The sequence below is a fragment of the Mesorhizobium sp. PUT5 genome, from assembly GCF_052216645.1.
Taxonomy (GTDB): domain Bacteria; phylum Pseudomonadota; class Alphaproteobacteria; order Rhizobiales; family Rhizobiaceae; genus Mesorhizobium.
This window is the reverse complement of the sequence record NZ_JBQOSO010000003.1, coordinates 972,166-990,384: the sequence shown is the minus strand read 5'-3', so window position 1 is coordinate 990,384 and position 18,219 is coordinate 972,166. Positions and strand designations below refer to the sequence as shown.

The 18,219-nt window shown below is 66.7% G+C and carries 17 protein-coding genes; all 17 read right to left on the bottom strand.

Features of this window, described 5'->3' with window-relative positions; translation table 11 throughout:
- Positions 1-20: 20 nt before the first annotated feature.
- Positions 21-800: an SDR family oxidoreductase gene (locus ACTDI4_RS06265; RefSeq protein WP_442840319.1), complete on the bottom strand. Its 780-nt coding sequence runs from the start codon at positions 798-800 to the stop codon at positions 21-23.
- On the bottom strand, positions 793-1,674 hold the full coding sequence (locus tag ACTDI4_RS06260) for an SMP-30/gluconolactonase/LRE family protein (protein WP_442840318.1): 882 nt from the start codon (positions 1,672-1,674) through the stop codon (positions 793-795). The genes ACTDI4_RS06265 and ACTDI4_RS06260 overlap by 8 nt, the downstream gene beginning before the upstream one ends.
- On the bottom strand, positions 1,671-2,888 hold the full coding sequence (locus ACTDI4_RS06255) for an aminotransferase class V-fold PLP-dependent enzyme (protein WP_442840317.1): 1,218 nt from the start codon (positions 2,886-2,888) through the stop codon (positions 1,671-1,673). Before ACTDI4_RS06255 ends, ACTDI4_RS06260 begins: the two co-directional genes overlap by 4 nt.
- Before the next feature lie 30 nt (positions 2,889-2,918).
- Entirely contained in the window at positions 2,919-3,683 is a 765-nt protein-coding gene (locus ACTDI4_RS06250; protein ID WP_442840316.1) for an SDR family NAD(P)-dependent oxidoreductase, read from the bottom strand.
- Positions 3,683-4,678, bottom strand: coding sequence for an ABC transporter permease (locus ACTDI4_RS06245; protein WP_442840315.1), 996 nt, complete (start codon positions 4,676-4,678; stop codon positions 3,683-3,685). The genes ACTDI4_RS06250 and ACTDI4_RS06245 overlap by 1 nt, the downstream gene beginning before the upstream one ends.
- 100 nt (positions 4,679-4,778) lie before the next feature.
- A complete protein-coding gene (locus ACTDI4_RS06240) occupies positions 4,779-5,768 on the bottom strand; it encodes a sugar ABC transporter substrate-binding protein (RefSeq protein WP_442840314.1) in 990 nt (329 codons plus the stop codon).
- Positions 5,769-5,851: 83 nt separating this feature from the next.
- A complete protein-coding gene (locus tag ACTDI4_RS06235; protein WP_442840313.1) occupies positions 5,852-6,634 on the bottom strand; it encodes an ATP-binding cassette domain-containing protein in 783 nt (260 codons plus the stop codon).
- A complete protein-coding gene (locus ACTDI4_RS06230) occupies positions 6,631-7,815 on the bottom strand; it encodes an ROK family transcriptional regulator (RefSeq protein WP_442840312.1) in 1,185 nt (394 codons plus the stop codon). The genes ACTDI4_RS06235 and ACTDI4_RS06230 overlap by 4 nt, the downstream gene beginning before the upstream one ends.
- Before the next feature lie 307 nt (positions 7,816-8,122).
- On the bottom strand, positions 8,123-10,060 hold the full coding sequence (ftsH, locus tag ACTDI4_RS06225) for an ATP-dependent zinc metalloprotease FtsH (RefSeq protein WP_442840311.1): 1,938 nt from the start codon (positions 10,058-10,060) through the stop codon (positions 8,123-8,125).
- A 107-nt stretch (positions 10,061-10,167) separates the two neighbouring features.
- The gene (gene tilS, locus ACTDI4_RS06220; RefSeq protein ID WP_442840310.1) at positions 10,168-11,538 is read right to left on the bottom strand and encodes a tRNA lysidine(34) synthetase TilS; all 1,371 of its coding nucleotides are present in this window, start codon (positions 11,536-11,538) and stop codon (positions 10,168-10,170) included.
- A complete protein-coding gene (ybgF, locus tag ACTDI4_RS06215) occupies positions 11,532-12,578 on the bottom strand; it encodes a tol-pal system protein YbgF (protein WP_442840309.1) in 1,047 nt (348 codons plus the stop codon). The genes tilS and ybgF overlap by 7 nt, the downstream gene beginning before the upstream one ends.
- 230 nt (positions 12,579-12,808) lie before the next feature.
- Positions 12,809-13,318: a peptidoglycan-associated lipoprotein Pal gene (gene pal, locus ACTDI4_RS06210; protein WP_442840308.1), complete on the bottom strand. Its 510-nt coding sequence runs from the start codon at positions 13,316-13,318 to the stop codon at positions 12,809-12,811.
- Positions 13,319-13,555: 237 nt separating this feature from the next.
- A complete protein-coding gene (tolB, locus tag ACTDI4_RS06205) occupies positions 13,556-14,848 on the bottom strand; it encodes a Tol-Pal system beta propeller repeat protein TolB (RefSeq protein WP_442843281.1) in 1,293 nt (430 codons plus the stop codon).
- Positions 14,849-14,900: 52 nt separating this feature from the next.
- A complete protein-coding gene (locus ACTDI4_RS06200; protein ID WP_442840307.1) occupies positions 14,901-16,058 on the bottom strand; it encodes a hypothetical protein in 1,158 nt (385 codons plus the stop codon).
- A 2-nt stretch (positions 16,059-16,060) separates the two neighbouring features.
- Positions 16,061-16,519 carry a protein TolR gene (gene tolR, locus ACTDI4_RS06195; protein ID WP_442840306.1) on the bottom strand — a complete coding sequence of 153 codons (459 nt, stop codon included), beginning with the start codon at positions 16,517-16,519 and terminating at the stop codon, positions 16,061-16,063.
- A gap of 9 nt (positions 16,520-16,528) precedes the next feature.
- A complete protein-coding gene (gene tolQ, locus ACTDI4_RS06190; protein ID WP_442840305.1) occupies positions 16,529-17,242 on the bottom strand; it encodes a protein TolQ in 714 nt (237 codons plus the stop codon).
- 297 nt (positions 17,243-17,539) lie between these two features.
- Positions 17,540-18,172 (bottom strand): YceH family protein, encoded by a 633-nt coding sequence (locus tag ACTDI4_RS06185; RefSeq protein WP_442843280.1) that lies wholly within the window; start codon positions 18,170-18,172, stop codon positions 17,540-17,542.
- Positions 18,173-18,219 lie beyond the last annotated feature (47 nt).

The window sequence follows — 18,219 nt, the reverse complement described above, 5'->3', positions numbered from 1 at the left end:
GCGGCGGGCAGCGGGCGCCGCTATTGGCGCCCCGGATCGTGGATCGCCAGGCGTCCCAGGATCGGGTATTGCTCGACGTCGACCACCTGCCCGGTGATCGGCGCACTCTCCGGGGACAGCCAGAAGATCGCGTGGCGAGCAACCTCCTGCGGCTTCAATATGTCGCCGGACGGCGCCTGGAGCGCATTCAGGCGCGAGCGCCAGTCGGCGGGCTGGCCCTCCGCGAGTTGAATCCGGTGTTCGTTCTCGCTCGCCGTCCAGCCGACGTTCAACTGGTTGACCCGCACGCGCCGGGACGACAAGGCATCGCCGAGATTGCGGGTCGCCGTCATCAGGCCGCCCTTCGAGACCGAATAGCTCAGGATCTTCGTTGCGCCGCACCAGGCGTTGACCGAGCCGATATTGACCACGCTGCCGCCCGTCTCCTGCCGCTCCATATGGGGCAGCGCGGCATTTATCAGCAGCAGCGGTGCCCGCAGGTTGACTGCGATGATGTCGTCGAACAAGCCGATATCCAGGCTGTCGATCGTGTCGCGATCGAGCATGGCCGCGTTGTTGACCAGCCCGTCGATGCGGCCGAATGCGCCAACGGTCTCGGCCACGATGCGGGCCGGCGCATCCGGCTCCTTCAGGTCGGCGACGATGGCCGCGGCCCCGATCTCCGCCGCGGCCTTGCGCGTCGCGGCGGCATCGAGGCCGTGAAGGGCGACCCGGGCGCCTTTTTCCCGGCAAAGCCGGGCTATGGCCAGGCCGATGCCGCTGGTGGCGCCCGTGACGAGGATGGCGAGGTTTTCAAGCATGGCTGGTGCCGCCGAAAGGCGTTTCCGACAGCCCCCTTGCCCCCGGCCGGCAGGCAAAAAGGTCGCCGGCTTGCGGCTCCGCCGCGATGGGGCCGTCTTCCGTACCCTGCTGCGCCGAGGTGACGAACAGCGTCTCCAGCCGCTCGCCGCCGAAGGCCAGCGATGTGGGGCGCGAAACGGGCATGGCGATCTCCTGAAGCAGCGTGCCGTCGGCAGCATAGCGCGCAATGGCCCAGCCGTCCCAGCGGGCGTTCCACAGGCAGCCTTCGGCGTCGACCGTCATGCCGTCGGGATAGCCTTCGCCCTTCTTCAGCCGCACGAAGGGTTCCGGCTTGCCGACCGCTCCGGTCTCGGGATCGTAGGTAGCCGTTTCGATCACCTGCGTCGGCGTGTCGGCAAAATAGATGCGATCGCCGGCCGGGCTGAAGGCCGGGCCGTTGAAAATGCCGATCGGCCCGAAATCGGTGACCTTCTTGCCGTCATAGGAAAGCTTCCGGCCGATCCTGTCCGCCTCCGCAAGGTCCTTCGAGCCGAAGACCAGCCGGCCCTGGCGGTCGCATTTGCCGTCGTTGGTCAGCGTTCCTTCCGGCGAAATGGTGTCCAGCCCCATGCCGACCAGCGCCCCCGTTTCCGGCACCATGCGGCAGAGGCCCCTTTCCGCGGCCACGACGAAGCCGCCGTCGCGATCGAGCACGATGCAGGTGACCCTCCTGTCCATCGCCCGCCGCGCCAGCCCGCGTGTCGCATGCCAGGTCAGCACTTCCCGCTTCAATATGTCGACGAAAACCAGCTCTTCCCGCTCGGCAATCCAGAGCGGCCCTTCTCCCAGCCGGCAGCGACTGGCGGCGAGATGCGTGACGATGGTGCCGGTCATGGCCTTGAAACCTCCAGTCTTGCAAGCGCGGCGGAAAGCGCCGCCGCAACATAGCCGATGTCGGGTCCCCGCAGACATTGCGGATTGACGGCAAGCCTGCCGCGGAAGGCAAGGCTCTGGTCGAGATGGACGGGCGGATCGAGCGACAGCAGATGCCGAACCACATCCATGGCCTCGGCCGCGGTGGCAAAGGCGAGTTCCACCCTGGGCACCACCCGATCATCGTCATGGCCGGAAATGCGCGCCCGCCGGGCGTTGCCCGGACCGATCCCGTCAAGGATTTCGCGGCAGCAGGAAAGCCAGCGCGCATGGCGCGCGGCATCGCCTTCGGCCACGAAATGCTCCAGCGCCACGAGAAGACCGATGACGTCCTGCCTAGACACCTTGAAGCCGCGGCCGAGGCCGTGACGCGGCAGGCCGGAAAGCAGCGCCTTGTCGATCAGCCTCTGGGGCGGGTCCCACAGGTCCCGGTCAACGTCCATGTCCAGCATCTGCAACAGCGCCGACATGATGAGCCGCCTGCGCCCCAGAAGAAGCCCGGTGCCGCCCGGCCCGCCCAGCGCCTTGCCGCCGGAGAAGACGACGAGATCGGCGCCCAGCGCGATGAAGCGGCGCAAATTCTGCTGCGGCGGCAATTGCGCCGCCGCGTCGACGACGACCGGCACGCCGTGGCGACGCGCCACCTGCACGACCTCGGCGAGGTCCGGCCGGGTCCAGCGGTCGGCGACATAGAGGATGGCGGCGGTGCGCTCCGTGACCGCATCGGCATAATCGGATGGCTCGGTATCGCGGCCGCCGGCGCCGGACTGCAATTCGGGCAGCCCCACCTCGACCAGCCTGGCGCCCGCCGCCCGGACCGAATGGTCGTAGCCGTTGCGCTGGCTGCGTGCGACGATCACCTCGTTCTTCATGCCGCGCGTATGCGGCAGCCGCGCCATCAGCGCGGGCTCCAGCCCGGCGATGCAGGCGGACGTCGCCAGCGTCAGGCCGGCAGCGGCTCCCGACGTCACGCATCCCGCCTCGGCCCCGGTGATGGCGGCGACCACGTCGCTGGCGTGGGCCTGCAGGTGCGCCATGTCCACGGCAGCACTTCCGGCCGCGACCATCGCCTCGGCCACGCCCGGCGCCAGCGGCGCGCCGGAAAGCCGCGTCAGCGTGCCGGCCGCATTGACAACGACCGGGATGCCGCGCCGGGAAAAGATGTTTTCCGTCATGTCCCTGCCTGAAGCCGCCGGAACCGCCCGTCAATCCGGGTTTATGCGGAAATCGCTGCCTTCGGGCAATATCTGCCCGCCGTCGACCACTATGGTGGTGCCGGTGATGTAGGAGGCTTCCTCCGAGGCCAGGAACAGGAAGGCGTTGGCCACGTCGCGCGGCGTGCCCATGCGGCCGAGCGGAATGGCCTCTTCCATGGAGCGGATGAACTCGGCGCTGCGGTGCGCCTTCATGCCTTCGGTCAGGATATTGCCAGGCTCCACGCCGTTCACCGTGATGCCGTATGAGGAAAATTCCAGAGCGGCGGCCCGGATAAAGCCGTTTATGCCGGCCTTGCTCGCCGAATAGTGGCCGTGTCCCGGGCTCGTGACATGTGGGCCGGTGATGGACGAGGTGAAGAGCAGGCGTCCGTGGCGCTGCGCCTTCATGTGGGGAAGCGCGGCACGGGCGCACAGAAAGGCGCCCTTGAGGTTCACCGCCAGCACCGCGTCCCACTCCTCGGGCTCGGTCTTTTCGATCAGCGTCCAGGGATAGATCCCGGCATTCTGCACCAGGATGTCGATGCGGCCGTAAGCTTCCACCGTTGCGGCGACCGCGTTTTGCGCCTGCTGCCAGTCGGATATGTCGGCTTCCACGAAACGTCCGTCCAGCCTTTGCGCCGTCTGCCTTCCGGCCGAGGCTTCCACATCGGCGATGACGATATCGGCCCCCTCCTCGCGGAAGCGCTCGGCGATGGCGGCGCCGATGCCGCGCGCGGCCCCGACGACGAGTGCGGCCTGACCTTTGAGTCTCATTACAGAAGCCTCTCCCGGATTCTCAACTTGACGGTATCGAGCAGCACGGCGGCCAGCACCAGAACGCCTAGGATCATCTGGGTGTAGTGGGCGGGCAGGCCCATCAGGTTGATCGCCGTGTGGATGGAATAGAGCAGCAGCACGCCGGCATAGACGCCCGGCAACTGGCCGATGCCGCCCTTCAGGCTGACGCCGCCGATGACCACGGCAGCGAAGGCGTTGAACAGCATGCCGGTGCCCAAGTTCGCCGTCGCGCCCGAGGTGCGGATGGCGAGCAGCCAGCCTGCCACGCCGGCCAGAAGGCCGGCCAGCACGAAGCTCAGCCACATGATCTTCTTGCTGTTGATGCCCGCCCTGAAGGTCGCGACCTGGTTGCCGCCCACCAGCGTGACGTAGCGGCCGAACGGCGTCTTGGCCATGATGAGGGAAAAGACGACGAAGAAGGCGATGGCGATCCAGGCCAGAAGCGGCATCCCGAACAGGCTTTCGGTGCCGATGAAACGGATGGAGGGCGCCAGATTCTGGGCCGAGCGGCCGCCCGAAATGGCCACGACAAGGCCGCGCACCCAGATGAAGGACGCCAGCGTGACGATGAAGGCCGAGATGCCCAGCTTCACCACGAAGAACCCGTTCAGCAGGCCGATCGCCACGCCCACCGCCATGGCCAGCAGCAGCGATATCGGCAGGATCAGCCATTCGGGCGTGAAGGTGATGCCCATGCCGATACCATGGGTGGCGAACAGCATTCCGGTGACCATGGCGCTGAGCGCGGCGATGGATTCGACCGACAGGTCGAGTTCGCCGGCGATGATGACGATGGCCAGCCCGATCGCCATCACGCCCACGAAGGTGGATTGTTCCAGGATGTTGGCGAAGATGCCGACCTGAAAGAAATTCGGGACCGTCAGCGAAAAGACGACCAGAACGGCGATCAGCATCAGCCAGACGAGATTGTCGAGCGTGAATTCGAGAATGGCGCGGCGCTTGGGGGACATCGCAATACCTTGTGGCCGGATGACGGATGGTCGTCGGAGGTGCGGGGCAGGCGATTGCCCGCCCCGCTGCGATGCTCGCTCTCCGAACTGGCGAGGGGTCCTACTTCACCGGCTCGATCGGACCTTCCGGCGCTTTCAGATTGCCCCAGAAGCGCGGATCATCGACGTTTTCCGGCGTGATTGCCGCACCCGGGATACGCAGGTTCGGCCCCCATGCCTCGTTGGTCAGGGTCGATTCCAGGCCAAGCACGCTGTAGGTGCCTTCCTTGATCTCCTCCTTCGCCACGACCTTGTCGGCGAACATGGCGATCGCGGCAGCCTGCGCATAGAGCGGCTGCTCGACCTCCACCTGTTCCCAGCCCTGGCGGATCAGGTCGAGGCCCACGGGCGCGCCGTTGGACGAGACAAGCATGACGTCGCCCGGCTTCTTGCCGGCGGCCTCGAGCGCCGCCGACGCGGCGACCGCAAGGTGCGCCGCGTGCACGAAGACGAGGTCGATGTCAGGATTGGCCAGCAACTGGTCCGAGACGATGGAGCCGGCGTTCGATGCTTCCCACTGCATGGCGGGCAGCGAGATGATCTTCAGGTCCGGGAACTCCGCCATCTTCTCCTCGAAACCCTTCTGGATGTCGAGCGTGTAGGGGTCGCCGGGATCGCCCAGCACCTGCAGGACCTTGCCGGACACGCTGCCCTTCTTGTCCTTCAGGAGACGCTGGATCTCGCCCGCCGCCACATGGCCGATCTCGACCGTGCCGGCCACGGAGGTGAAATCCACCTTCGTGGAGGTGATCTGCCGGTCGAAGATCATGACCGGCACACCTGCTTCGCGGGCGCGCTCGATGGACGGCATCAGCGCGTTGAAGTCCACCGCCGCCAGCACGATCGCCGAGGGCTTGAGCAGGATGGTGTCGTTCATCTGGCTTTGCTGCACGTCGGTCTTGTTGTCGGCGTTCAGCGTCACCGTCTTGTAGCCCACCTGGCCGAGGAAATTCTCGATCGCGCTGACCGACTCGGTCTGGAACTCGTCGAGCAGCGTCGGCACCAGGTAGTAGATCGTGCCCTTTTCCTGCGCGGCGGCATAGCTTGCCATGCCTAGACTTAAGACGGCTGCGCATAGCGTAGCCTTCAGCATGCGTATCATATGTTTTCCTCCCTTTGGCCCGGGCGTACGCGTCAAGCCCCTTTGTGTCTGTCCGGGCCCGTACCGGACAGCGGTATCCCGGTGATCGTGGAGACCACCTGATCGGGGTTGGTTTGAGATGTCTTGGCGTCGGCTGCCACCACTCCATGGCGGATCACGACGATCCTGTCGGCCACCTGGAAGGCCTGCGCCATGATGTGGGTGATGATGACCACGCCGATGCCGCGTTCCGCAACCTGGCGGATCATCTCCAGGCCGCGCCGCGTCTGCTCCACGCCGAGCGCCGCGAACGGCTCGTCCAGCAGCACCAGCTTACCGCCCCAATGCACGAAACGGTTCAGCTCGATCGCCTGGCGCTGGCCTCCGGAGAGGCGCTCGACCTTGGTGCGCAGCGACGGGATCTTCGTGCCCGCGTCGGCCAGCGCCTTGCCGGCGACCTCCTCCATCGCCTTTTCCTGCAGGATCGGAATGCCGAAAAAGCGTTTGGTTATCTCCCGGCCCATGAAGAAGTTGGCCACCACGTCGGCGTTGGTGCACAGCGACAGGTCCTGATAGACCGTCTCGATGCCGGCCGCCTTGGCTTCCGACGGCGCCGCGAAGTGGCGCTCCTCGCCTTCGAAGAAGATCCGCCCCGAGCTTGGCCGCAGTCCGCCCGATATGATCTTGACCAGCGTGGACTTGCCCGCGCCGTTATCTCCCAGAAGGGCCACGACCTCGCCGCGGTTGATCTCCAGATCGATCCCCCGCAAGGCCTCGATCGCGCCGAACTTCTTGGTGATGCCTTCCAGCTTCAGCAGTGGCTTGGCTTGGCTCATGCGCTTTCCTGCCCGTCTATGTCGTTCATGAGGGGATCGGCGACCGGCGCGTTTCCGGCTGAGTTGAACAGAATGCTGGCCTGCGGCGACAGGGTGCCGGACACGGCAAGAGCCGCGGCACCCAGCAGCACCGCATCGGCCCCGACCTCGGAAACGACAAGCCGCTCGGCTGTCCTGTCGCGCCGCGCGGCCACCGAATTGGGCAGTTCGTCGGCAATGGCCCGCAGCTTGCGGTTGAGGCCGGGAGAACCTATGCCGCCCAGGATGATCGTCTCGGGATCGAACAGGTTCTCGATGGTGACGATGGTGGAACGAAAGATCGGCGCGATCTCCTCCAGCCAGGCCGCCTCGCCCACCTCCGGCACGAGCCGTTCGTAGGCCTCCAGCGAAATATAGCGCTCCAGGCATCCCTGGTTGCCGCAGGGGCATCTGTCGCCGCCCGGCACCAGAGGCACATGGCCGAGTTCGCCGGCATTGCCCCAGCCGCCGCGCACCGGCAGGCCCTTGTGGACGGCGCAGCCGCCCAGCCCGACGCCGAGATAGAGATAGTAGAAGGAGGCGTAGTCGCCCCCGGCGCCATAGAGGCATTCGCCATGCGCGGCCGCAACGTTGTCGGTCTCGATGAAGGCGGGCAGCCCCGTGGCCGCCCGCAACCGCTCGTGCAGCGATACGCCTTCCCAGCCCTGCATGGTGGTGGGGCCGACGAAGCTCATGGAATCGACTTCGAACGGCCCCGGCATGGACATGCCGACGCCGAGCATCCGGCCGCCGGGACGCGCCTTGCGCAGCCGCTTCAGAAGCCTGGCGATGTGGGCGAAGGCGTCGTCGGGCGAAAGCTGGGGGGTATCGACCGTCTCCCGGGCCACGATCTCGCCGGCCATGTTGACCAGGCCGGCATCGATCCCGCGCGGCGTGACGTAAAGGCCGCAGGCATAGCCGCCGTCGGGATTGACCTGCAGCTTCGGCGCAGGAAAGCCGCGCCCGCGCGGCGGCTCGCGGCGCAGCACGAGAAATCCCTGCTCCAGAAGCTCGGCCGTGATGGTGGAAACCGTCTGCAGGCTGAGGCCGACCTGCTTGGCCAGTTCGGCGCGCGTGACGGGGCCCTGGAGGCGGATGGCCTCCAATATGATGCGCCGGTTATACGGCCGCCCCGATTCCTGGTTCGCTCCCCTCAGCGCCACCGCGATCTCCTCCCTGAGGGAAATGTAGGCACCAAAAGAAGATTAAGTCAAACGGTTTGAGTTAATAGCGCGACGGGCGGCCATGACGGTACGACGGGTTGGCCCGGATGCGGCGCGGCCCCGCTGCGGAAACGGCCGGCGATGCCGGTTGATGCATTTTCCAAGACGCAAAAAAATGGAGCGGCGCGCGTGCGGCCGCTCCTCTTCGATCCGATGTCTCCCGCCCCTCCGCTATGGCTTCGGGCGTTCAAAGCCGCCATGATGCCACCGGCACCATGGCTTTCGCGCAAAGCGCGAAACCGGCTCCTCACCCCTGCGGCTGGGGCTCCATGCCGCCTTCCGGCTCGGGACCCTTCTTCTTGCCGCGCGTGGCGCCGCCGGCCTTCGGCACGGCCGAGCCGCGCGAGGGCGGGGTGTCGTCGCCGAGATCGCGCGCCGGCTTGCTGCCTGCCAGAAGCTGCTTGATCTCGTCGCCCGACAAGGTCTCGTATTCGAGCAGGCCCTCGGCCAGCGCGATCCAGTCCTTCTTCTTCTTGGTCAGGATGGACTTCGCCGTGGAATAGGCCTCTTCGATCAGGCGGCGCACTTCGGCGTCGATGATCTGGGCGGTCTCCTCCGAGACATTCTGCTGGCGTGCCACCGAATGGCCCAGGAACACCTCCTCCTGGTTCTCGCCATAGGCGACCTGCCCGAGCTTGTCGGAAAAGCCCCAGCGCGTCACCATGGCGCGCGCCAGCTTGGTGGCCTGGTCGATGTCGGACGAGGCGCCGGAGGTTATGTTCTCCTTGCCGAACTTCAGTTCCTCGGCCACACGACCGCCCATCATGATGGCCAGCCGCGAGATCATGTACTTGTAGCTCATGGAGTAGCGGTCGCCTTCCGGCAACTGCATGACCATGCCGAGCGCGCGGCCGCGCGGAATGATGGTGGCCTTGTGCAGCGGGTCCGCCGCCGGCACGTTGAGCGCCAGGATGGCGTGGCCCGCCTCGTGATAGGCGGTCAGTTCCTTCTCGGCCTGGGTCATGGCGGAGGAGCGGCGCTCCGCGCCCATCATGATCTTGTCCTTGGCGTCCTCGAACTCCGCCATGGTGACGAGGCGCTTGTTGCGCCGCGCCGCCATCAGCGCAGCCTCGTTGACGAGGTTCATCAGGTCCGCGCCGGAGAAGCCGGGCGTGCCGCGCGCCACCACCTTGAGGTTGACGTTCGGCGCCAGCGGCACGTTGCGCACATGCACCTTCAGGATTTTTTCGCGGCCGACGATGTCCGGGTTCGGCACCACGACCTGGCGGTCGAAGCGGCCGGGCCGCAGCAGCGCCGGGTCGAGCACGTCCGGGCGGTTGGTGGCGGCGATGAGGATGATCGATTCATTGGCCTCGAAACCATCCATCTCGACCAGAAGCTGGTTCAGCGTCTGCTCGCGCTCGTCATTGCCGCCGCCAAGGCCGGCACCGCGATGGCGGCCGACCGCGTCGATCTCGTCGATGAAGATGATGCAGGGCGAGTTCTTCTTGGCCTGCTCGAACATGTCGCGCACCCGGCTGGCGCCGACGCCGACGAACATCTCGACGAAGTCCGAGCCCGAAATGGTGAAGAAGGGCACGTTCGCCTCGCCGGCGATGGCGCGCGCAAGCAGCGTCTTGCCGGTGCCGGGAGGACCTACCAGAAGGACGCCGCGCGGGATCTTACCGCCGAGCCGCTGGAACTTCTGCGGGTCGCGCAGGAATTCCACGATCTCCTCAAGGTCCTGCTTGGCTTCATCCACACCGGCCACGTCCTGGAAGGTGATCCGGCCATGCGCCTCGGTGAGCAGCTTGGCCTTGGACTTGCCGAAACCCATCGCCCGGCCCGAGCCCGACTGCATCTGGCGCATGAAGAAAATCCACACGCCGAGGATGAGGATCATCGGCAGCCACGAGATCAGATAGCCGAACAGCGTGTTGGAACCGTCCGTCTCCGGCCGCGCGTTGATGACGACGTTCTTCTGCTCCAGCCGCGACACCAGCGACGTATCGCCCGGCGAATAGGTCTGGAAGCCGTTGGCGTTGTCGGAATAGCTGCCGCTGATGCGGTCGCCCGAAATCGTCACCGTCTTGACCCGGCCCGAGGCGACGTCCTGCAGGAACTGGGAATAGGGGATGTCGGTCGAAGCGCCGCGCGTCTGCGGGGTCTGGAACAGATTGAAGAGCGCGATGAGCAGGACAGCGATGATCGCCCAGAGCGCAAGATTGCGATAATTCGGATTCATTTATCGTTCCGTTTGCGCCCGTGCGTGGGCGCGCGTGTCAATGAGTGAGGCTCCCCGCTAACATAGGGAGAGCGCAGTTGCTTGCCAAGCGCAACCGCGCGTGTCGGTTAAGCTTCCGCGCATGGCCGCGGCCCGAAATGCCCGCGCAAAGGCGGCGGGGGAATGGCGGCGGCCCCGATCAGCGCGGCGACGGCCCCGGCAGGCGCCAGATCGAGACAGGACAGGAAATGCAAGAACGGCGCCGCGACTGGCAAGGCCGCGAATCCCGCAATGGTTTCAAGGCCGGAAGGCGCCGGGCCGGGGGCCCCGCGGGGCACCGGCTCGGCTGCAAGTGCGCGGCGCACAAGGCTCCGCGCTATGCCGGCCACTTCGGCAGTCGAGGCAGCGGCCGCTGCCGCGCCGAGCGGGGCGATCACCGCGCTCGCGACCGCATCACCGAAAGTGATGCGCCGGCGTCCGTCCCAGATACTTCCGCCGCTCACCCTGGAAGCCGGCGGCAGGCCGCGCCCCTCCCGATGCAGAAAGATGCCGCTGCGGCGCGAGTCCGCGACGGCCCGCGACAATGTGGCGCGAACCGGCCCGGCACCGATCCCTTCCAGCAGCGCTGTCGCCGCCCGCTGGTCCGGCAGGAAACGGGTTCCGCCGGCCGTGGCAAGCAGGATGCGCAGAGCATAGATCGCCGCTTCCCGATCCGGCACGGCGGCGAAGGCCGGCGCGAGCCGCATCAGGCCGGCGCAGGGCAGACCGGCATTGGCGCGGATGAGCGCCGCCGCGCGCAGGCCGAGATCGAGGCGCGCCCGGGCCGACGATTCGGCAAGCGCCAGCGCGGCGTGAAGCTTGCCCTCGTCTGCGGCGAGCGCGGCGCGCGTTCGCGGCCGCTCAAATGTCTTGTCCACATTGGTCGGGTCTTCCGCCCAGGCGATGCCCTCACCCCGCAGCATGGCGCGCAGCGCTGCGCGCCGGACGCCGAGCAGCGGCCGCACGATCCAGATCCTGCCGTCATAGAGCGTGGCGGGCGCCATGCCGGCAAGGCCGCGACCGTCGCCGCCTCCGCGCGCCTGTCGCATCAGCACCGTCTCGGCCTGGTCGTCGGCGGTGTGGCCGGTGGCGATGGCGGCAATGCCGGATTGGGCCGCGGCCTCGGCCAGCAGGCGATAGCGAGCCTCGCGCGCGGCGGCTGGCAGGCCCTGCGCCGGCTTTTCGCCGCGCCAGACCATGATGCGATGGGGAATGCCTCTCGCCGCGCAGAAGGCGGCCACGCCCGCTGCTTCGGCGCCCGAGCCCGGCCGCAAGGCGTGATCGACCGTCACCGCCAGCAGCGGGGCGGCGGGAAAGGCACGGTCGAGATGGTGTTTGAGGAGAACAAGCAGCGCGATCGAATCGCTGCCGCCCGATACGGCAGCTACGGCGCCGCCGGAAAAATCGATATGCTGGAAAAAGGCTTCGGCCAGGCCGGGCCCGGCGCCGGGGGTCAGCACGCGGCGAGCGACCGTTCCTGCTTCACGCGCTCCTTGAGGGCGGCCGAGGCGTCGGGATAGCGCTTGCCGATCTCGCTGAAGGTGGCGCAGGCCACGTCGCGCTGGTTGAGGCCGACCAGCGAGATGCCGAGCTTGAGCAGCATGTCGGGCGCCTTCTTGGCCTTGGGATAGTCCTTCGAGGCGGCGAGGAAGACTTCCGCGGCATCACGGTACTTCTGCTGGCCCAGCAGCGCCTCGCCCAGCCAGTAATGGGCGTCCGCCGCCTTCGCATCCTTCGGATAGCGGGAGATGTGGTCGCGGAAACCCTGCTCGGCAGTGCCATAGTCGCCCGACAGGATGAACTGGTAGGAGTTGCGGTAAAGCTCCTCCGCATTCTGCGCCGGCGGCAGGGAAGCCACCACCGAGCCCTTGCCGCCATCGCTGCGGGAGCCCGAGGCGGCCGGCGCCGACGGCTCGGCGCTGATGACGTTGCCGTTCTTGTCCACCGTGATGGCGCCCAGACCCTTGGGCGGCGCGCCATGGACCAGCTTGCCCGGATCGCCATTGCCGGAATCGATGATGATGTCGCCGATGGTCTGGTCGGTAGAGGACGTTGCAGATCCCTCCGACGGCGCGGCGGCGGGCGGCGCCTGCACCACCGACCGCCCGCTGTCGCCGGAGGCGGCGTCGGACTTCTTCTGCGAGCCGCCGCCGGAACCCTGCTCGAGCTGCTGGAACCGGAACTCGTTGTCCTCCTGGGTCTTGCGGATCTGCTCCTGCATCTGGAGAATCTGGAAGTTGAGTTCCTCGATCTTGCCGTTCAGGCTGCGGATCTCGTCTGCCAGGGCGTTTGCGTCGCTGGCCTGCGCAACGCGAATCTGGCCCTGGCCCGCCGCGCCCGCAGTCTTGCCGCCGAAGACGCCCGGCAGCTCGAATTTCGGCAAGTGAAGTGAGAAGCCGCCGTCTGCCGGTTGCGCGGGTGTCGCGCCGCTGGCCAGCGACACCCCCGCGGTTGCAAGCAGCACGGCCAGCGTGCCGCTCAGGATCAATCTGAAATGCATAGGTCTCTCGCCATCGAAATCAAAAATGCCTCTCGCGCCCCGACCGGCGGCTGCGCATGGCGCGGCGCCGGCCCGAGCCTCCGCCTATTAGCAGGGCGCGAGACTTCGGCCAAATTTTGTTTCGATCCGCGCCGCATGAAAAAGGCGGCCCTGCGGCCGCCTTTTCGCAATGAGGTGTTGCATCCGTGCCGATTAGAGCCTTCCATGGCTACACGGAGCCATGGAAGGCTCTAGGAACCGGCGCCGGAAAGCGTGGTGACGGCGCGGCGGTTCTGCGACCAGCAGGAAATGTCGTCGCACACGGCCACCGGGCGCTCCTTGCCGTAGGAGATGGTCTTCAGCCGGGAGCCGGCCACACCCTTGGAGATCAGGTAGTCGCGCGCGGCGGCCGCACGGCGGGCGCCCAGCGCCAGGTTGTACTCGCGCGTGCCGCGCTCGTCGGCGTGGCCTTCCACGACGATGTTGTACTGGCGGTACTGGTTCAGCCACTGTGCCTGGCGGGACAGCGTCTGCTGCGCATCGGCACGGATCGAGGAGGAATCGGTGTCGAAGAAGATGCGGTCGCCGATATTGACGGTGAAGTCCTGCGCCGAACCCGGCGTGGCCGCGCCCGCACCTGCGCCGAGGCCGAGGTCGGCGGCGCTGTTGGGCGTCTTCTTCGAGGCGCAACCCGCGACGGCCAGCGCAGCGAACAGCGCGATCATTGCCGGGTTCCTGGTAAGTGCTGCGATACGGCGCATGCCGCCTCTCCTTCGCAATTCGAGTGAATTCCTTGATCCGTCAGTAACCACGTTTGGGTTAACCGGCGCTCAACGAACACGGTTAAAATTCGGTAGCGGCCGCCGTCCACGCCGCATGCACACGCGTCACATTGGGCCGGGACACTAGGCGCAAATACGGCCAAAACGCGGCCAGCCCATGAAAAACGGGGCCTTTCAGCCCCGTTTCCTCGCGATCCGAACCGATCTGCAACAAGGTCAGTCCAGCAGCGGCGACCAGGCGGGATCGGAAGCGAAGTCCTTGGTCAGGATCGGCTGCTCGTTGCGGCCGGTCAGGTCGACCGAATAGAGCTTCGGCCCGCCCGCGCCGGGCGTGTCGCGGAAGAACATCAGCACCCGGCCGTTGGGCGCCCAGGTCGGTCCCTCCTGCTGGAAGCCGGTGGACAAAATGCGCTCGCCCGAGCCGTCCGTCTTCATGACGCCGATCTGGAACTGGCCGCCCGACTGCTTGGTGAAGGCGATGAGGTCGCCGCGCGGCGACCACACGGGCGTGGAATAGATACCGTCGCCGAAGGAGATGCGGGTCTGGCCCGAACCGTCGGCGCCCATGACGTAGATCTGCGCGCGCCCGCCGCGATCCGAGGTGAACACGATCCTGGAGCCGTCCGGCGAATAGGAGGGCGAGGTGTCGATGGCCGCCGAATTGGTCAGTCGCGTGGTGGAGCGGCTTCTCAGGTCCATGGCGAAGATGTTGGAATTGCCGTCGTCGCGCAGCAGGCTCATGATGACGCGCTGGCCGTCCGGCGAGAAGCGCGGAGCAAAGGTCATGCCGGGAAAATTGCCGACAAGCTCGCGCTGGCCGGTCTCGATCTGGAGCAGGTAGACCCTCGGCTGCCCGCTCTCGTAGGACATGTAGGTGATCTCCTGCCTGTTCGGCGAGAAGCGCGGCGTCATGACGATCGACGAGCCGTTGGACAGGTAGCGGATGTTGGCACCGTCCTGGTCCATGATGGCGAGGCGCTTCTTGCGGGCGTTCTTGGCGCCCGACTCGTCGATGAAGACCACACGCGTGTCGAAATAGCCCTTCTCGCCCGTCAGCCGCTCGTAGATGGCGTCCGCGATGATATGGCCGATGCGCCGGGTGTTGGCATTGTTGGAGAAGAACTGCTCGCCCGAAAGCTGCTGGCCGGCGAACGTGTCCCACAGCCGGTACTCGGCACGGATGCGGCCGTCGGCTTCCCTGCTGACGCGCCCGGTCACCAGCGCCTGCGCGTTGATGACCTTCCAGTCGTCGAAGCGCGGCGCCACGTCGGGATTGGAGATCTTCTCGATGAAGGCGCTCCGGTCGATCGGCGCGAACAGGCCCGATCGCTTGAGGTCGGCGGTAACGATGCCGGAAATCTCGGCGCCCAGCGCATCCCCGGCCAGGAAGTCGGTGATGGCGATCGGCAGCGGCTCGATATTGCCCTTGTTGACGTCGATTTCCACCAGGGCGCGCGCCGGCAGCGTCGCGACCGCGCTCAGCCCCGTTGCGAGCGCGCCGATCATCATGAGCGTGGAGAGAAATTTCTTCATGCGTTCAGCCTCGTGGATCTTTTGGCAGTCAGAACATGTCGCTGGGGTCGAAATTGACCACCACTTCAGACCAACTGTCGTATTTGTCTGCGGGAAGATTGTATGGAGAACAGCGTGCCACGGCCCGCCGCGCGGATTCCGCCGCCGCGCGCTGAACGCCGTTTGCCCCTCCTCCGGAAACGATGTCGATCGGCCCCTCGACAGCGCCCGACCGGTCCAGCCTGAACTTGACCGAGACCTTGAGGCTCCCGCCGTCTTCGGCGCCGGCGGGAATGTTCCAGCACTTCTCCACCTGCCCGCGCAGCGCGTCCATCTCGTTCTGCGACAGGTTGTTGCCGCCGGTGTTCTTCTGACCGCCGAGCGAAGCCTGCTGCGTGGAACGCTTGGCGCCGCCGCCGGAGGGCTTGCGCTTGTCGAGCAGGGCCGCGATCTCGTCGGCGTTGAAGGACTTCTCGTCCGACTTCGGCCGGGAGGAAGCCTCCTTCACCGGCTTGTCGGCGTCCTTGCGGTCGGGCGCCTTGGCGGTCTCGGCCTGGGCCGGCCGCGGCTTCGCCTCGGGCGCCGGGGCGGCGCTGGGAAGTTGCACGGCCTCGCTGGGCTTGTCGGCGGCAATCGCTTCGGCCACCGGATCGGGCGTGGAAAGAGCCTGCTCGGCGGCGGCCGTCTTCTGCTCGGGCTGCTTGGGCGCGGGTGTCGGCTCCTTCACCGGCTCGGGCTTCGGCTCCGGCTGCTTGACCGGGTCGGGCTTGACCTCTTCCCGGGGCTGCGGAGTCGGGGCCACCTCTGTCGCCGGCGTCGGCTTCGGCGCCTCCTTCGGCTTGGGCGCATCCTCGGGCTTCGGCCGCTCGGCGGGCATCGGCGAAGGCGGCGGGGAATCGTTCGCCTGCACCGGGGTGGGCTTGGCGTCCGGGGTCGCCGGCTTGTCGGTGTCGACGCTGTTTTCGCCGACCTTCTGGGCATCGGCCACGTCGTCGGGGCGCTGGGTGGGCGTGGGCGCGGGCTTGTCGCGCATCGTCGCCTTCTTGTCGCCCTCCTGGATCTGGGTGATCGACTCCACCGGCACGATGTCGACGGGCAGCGCCTCGACGTCGGTCACCTCGAAGGCGGCCGGCGCGCGCAGCGTGAGCAGGCCGAAGCCGAGCAGCGCCGCATGCATGAGCACCGATGTGGTGAGGCCGGCCCGCAAGATTACTGATCCTGTTCCTGCAGGGTGACGAGGCCGAGGTTCTTGTAGCCGGCCGCCGAGATGCGGGCCATGACCTTCATGACCGTGCCGTAGTCGGCGGTCTTGTCGCCGCGCACATAGATGCGCTCGTCATAACCCGTCTTGGAAATGGCCTCGAGCTTCGACACCACCTCGTCGATGGGGATTTCCGTCTCCTGCAAAAAGACCTTGCCTTGCTCGTCGATCGACACGGTGATGGGCTGCGTGTCGGAGTTCATGGCCTTGGCCTGCGTCTCCGGCAGGTCGATCGGCACGCCGACGGTCAGAAGCGGGGCAGCCACCATGAAGATGATGAGCAGCACCAGCATGACGTCGACCATCGGGGTGACGTTGATCTCGGACATCAGGCCATGATGGCGGCCGCGCCGCCGGTGGCCGCGTCCGCCGCGGCCGGAGCCGCCTGCGCTTACGGACATTCCCATGGCTCGACCTCAGGCTGCCTTCTGCATGACTTTTTCATCGATTTGCCGCGAGAGTATGGCGGAGAACTCGTCTGCGAAGCCCTCCATCCGCACGCCCAGCCTGCCGGCGTCCGATGACAGCTTGTTGTAGGCGATGACGGCAGGAATGGCCGCCAGCAGGCCGATGGCCGTGGCCAGAAGCGCCTCGGCAATGCCCGGCGCCACGACCGACAGATTGGTGTTCTTCGAAGCCGCGATCGCCTGGAAGGACGTCATGATGCCGATAACCGTGCCGAACAGGCCGATGAAGGGCGCGGCCGAGCCGGTGGTGGCGAGGAAGCCGAGGCGCCCCTCCAGCCGCTCCATCTCGCGCGTCAGCGCCAGGTCCATGGCCTTGTCGATGCGGTTCTGCAGCCCGAGCGGCGACTTGGCGCCCTTTTCGAAGCTCTTTTTCCATTCGCGCATGGCGGCCACGAAGATCGCCCCCATGCCGGTCGTCTTGCGGTCGGCGAGCGTGCGGTAAAGCTCTTCCAGCGATTGGCCGGACCAGAACACCTGCTCGAAGCGGTTGAGCGACACGCGCATGCGCGCAAAGGCCACCAGCTTGTCCACGATGATCGCCCAGGTCCAGATCGAGGCGGCGAGCAGCCCGAGCATGACCAGCTTGACGACCCAGCCCGCCTGCAGGAACAGAGCCCAAATCGACAATTGCGCGCCCGGTTCGGCGAGTGCGATAGTTTCCATCATCCATTCCTTAAAGTGCCCGGGCGTGGCTTGCGGCTAGCCCCTGCGCATTTCCCGGCGATCCATCCACCAACTTCCGGAAATACCCCAAAATGCGCCTTTGGCGGCCTTTCTTAGGGCAAATGTTGGTGAAACGAAGGCACTCGGATTCCTCCAATTCTCACCGATATGTTCATGAACCGTTATGGTTAAGGATGAGTTAGGGCGGCCTCGGAACCAAAAGATCCGAAGAACAGGCAGACAAATAGCTTTGGAAACAGCGTTTTGCGGCCGGCCGGGGAAAGCGCCGCGAGGCCGTCAGCCGCCCAGCGCGTCGAGACGGGCGCGGAGCGCGCTCACTTCCTCTTCGAGCGCCAGCAGCCGGATCTCGAGGTCGGATGCAGGCATCGCGGCCTGCGGCCGCTGCGCCGCCGCTGCCGACACGTCCACCGGGCCGGAAAGAAGATGCGCATAGCGGTCCTCGCGCTGGCCGGGACCGCGGCCGATCTCCTGCACCAGCGCGGGGCGCTTGCCGATCAGCATGTCCAGTTCGCCGCGCAAATCCTCGATCGAGGAAAAGCGAGCCATGCGCTCGCTGCGCGCCATCAATTCGCCGGCTGTCTGCGGCCCCCGCAGAAGCAGCAGGCCCAGAATGGCGATCTGCGGCGACGTCAGAGAGAAGCGCTGGGCGGCCAGATGTTCGTAGCGCTCGACGCGGGAGGCGAAGATCTGCCGCACGAGGCCCTTCTGCTCAAGCAGCTTGAGCGCGCGATGCACTTCCATCTGCTCCAGCGCCATCACCGGCTCGCGCGCGGTCTTCTGGTTCGCGGCGGCCTGCGCGGCGTTGAGGGTGAGAGGATAGACGTCCGGCGTCAGTTCCTTCTTCTCGATCAGGCAGCCGAGCACGCGGGCCTCGGCCGGCGTGAGGGTGGGCAGGTCGGTATCGGTCATCATGGCCCACTCGTCTTGGTGCCGTCGGCGCGCCCTTTCGCAGGGGC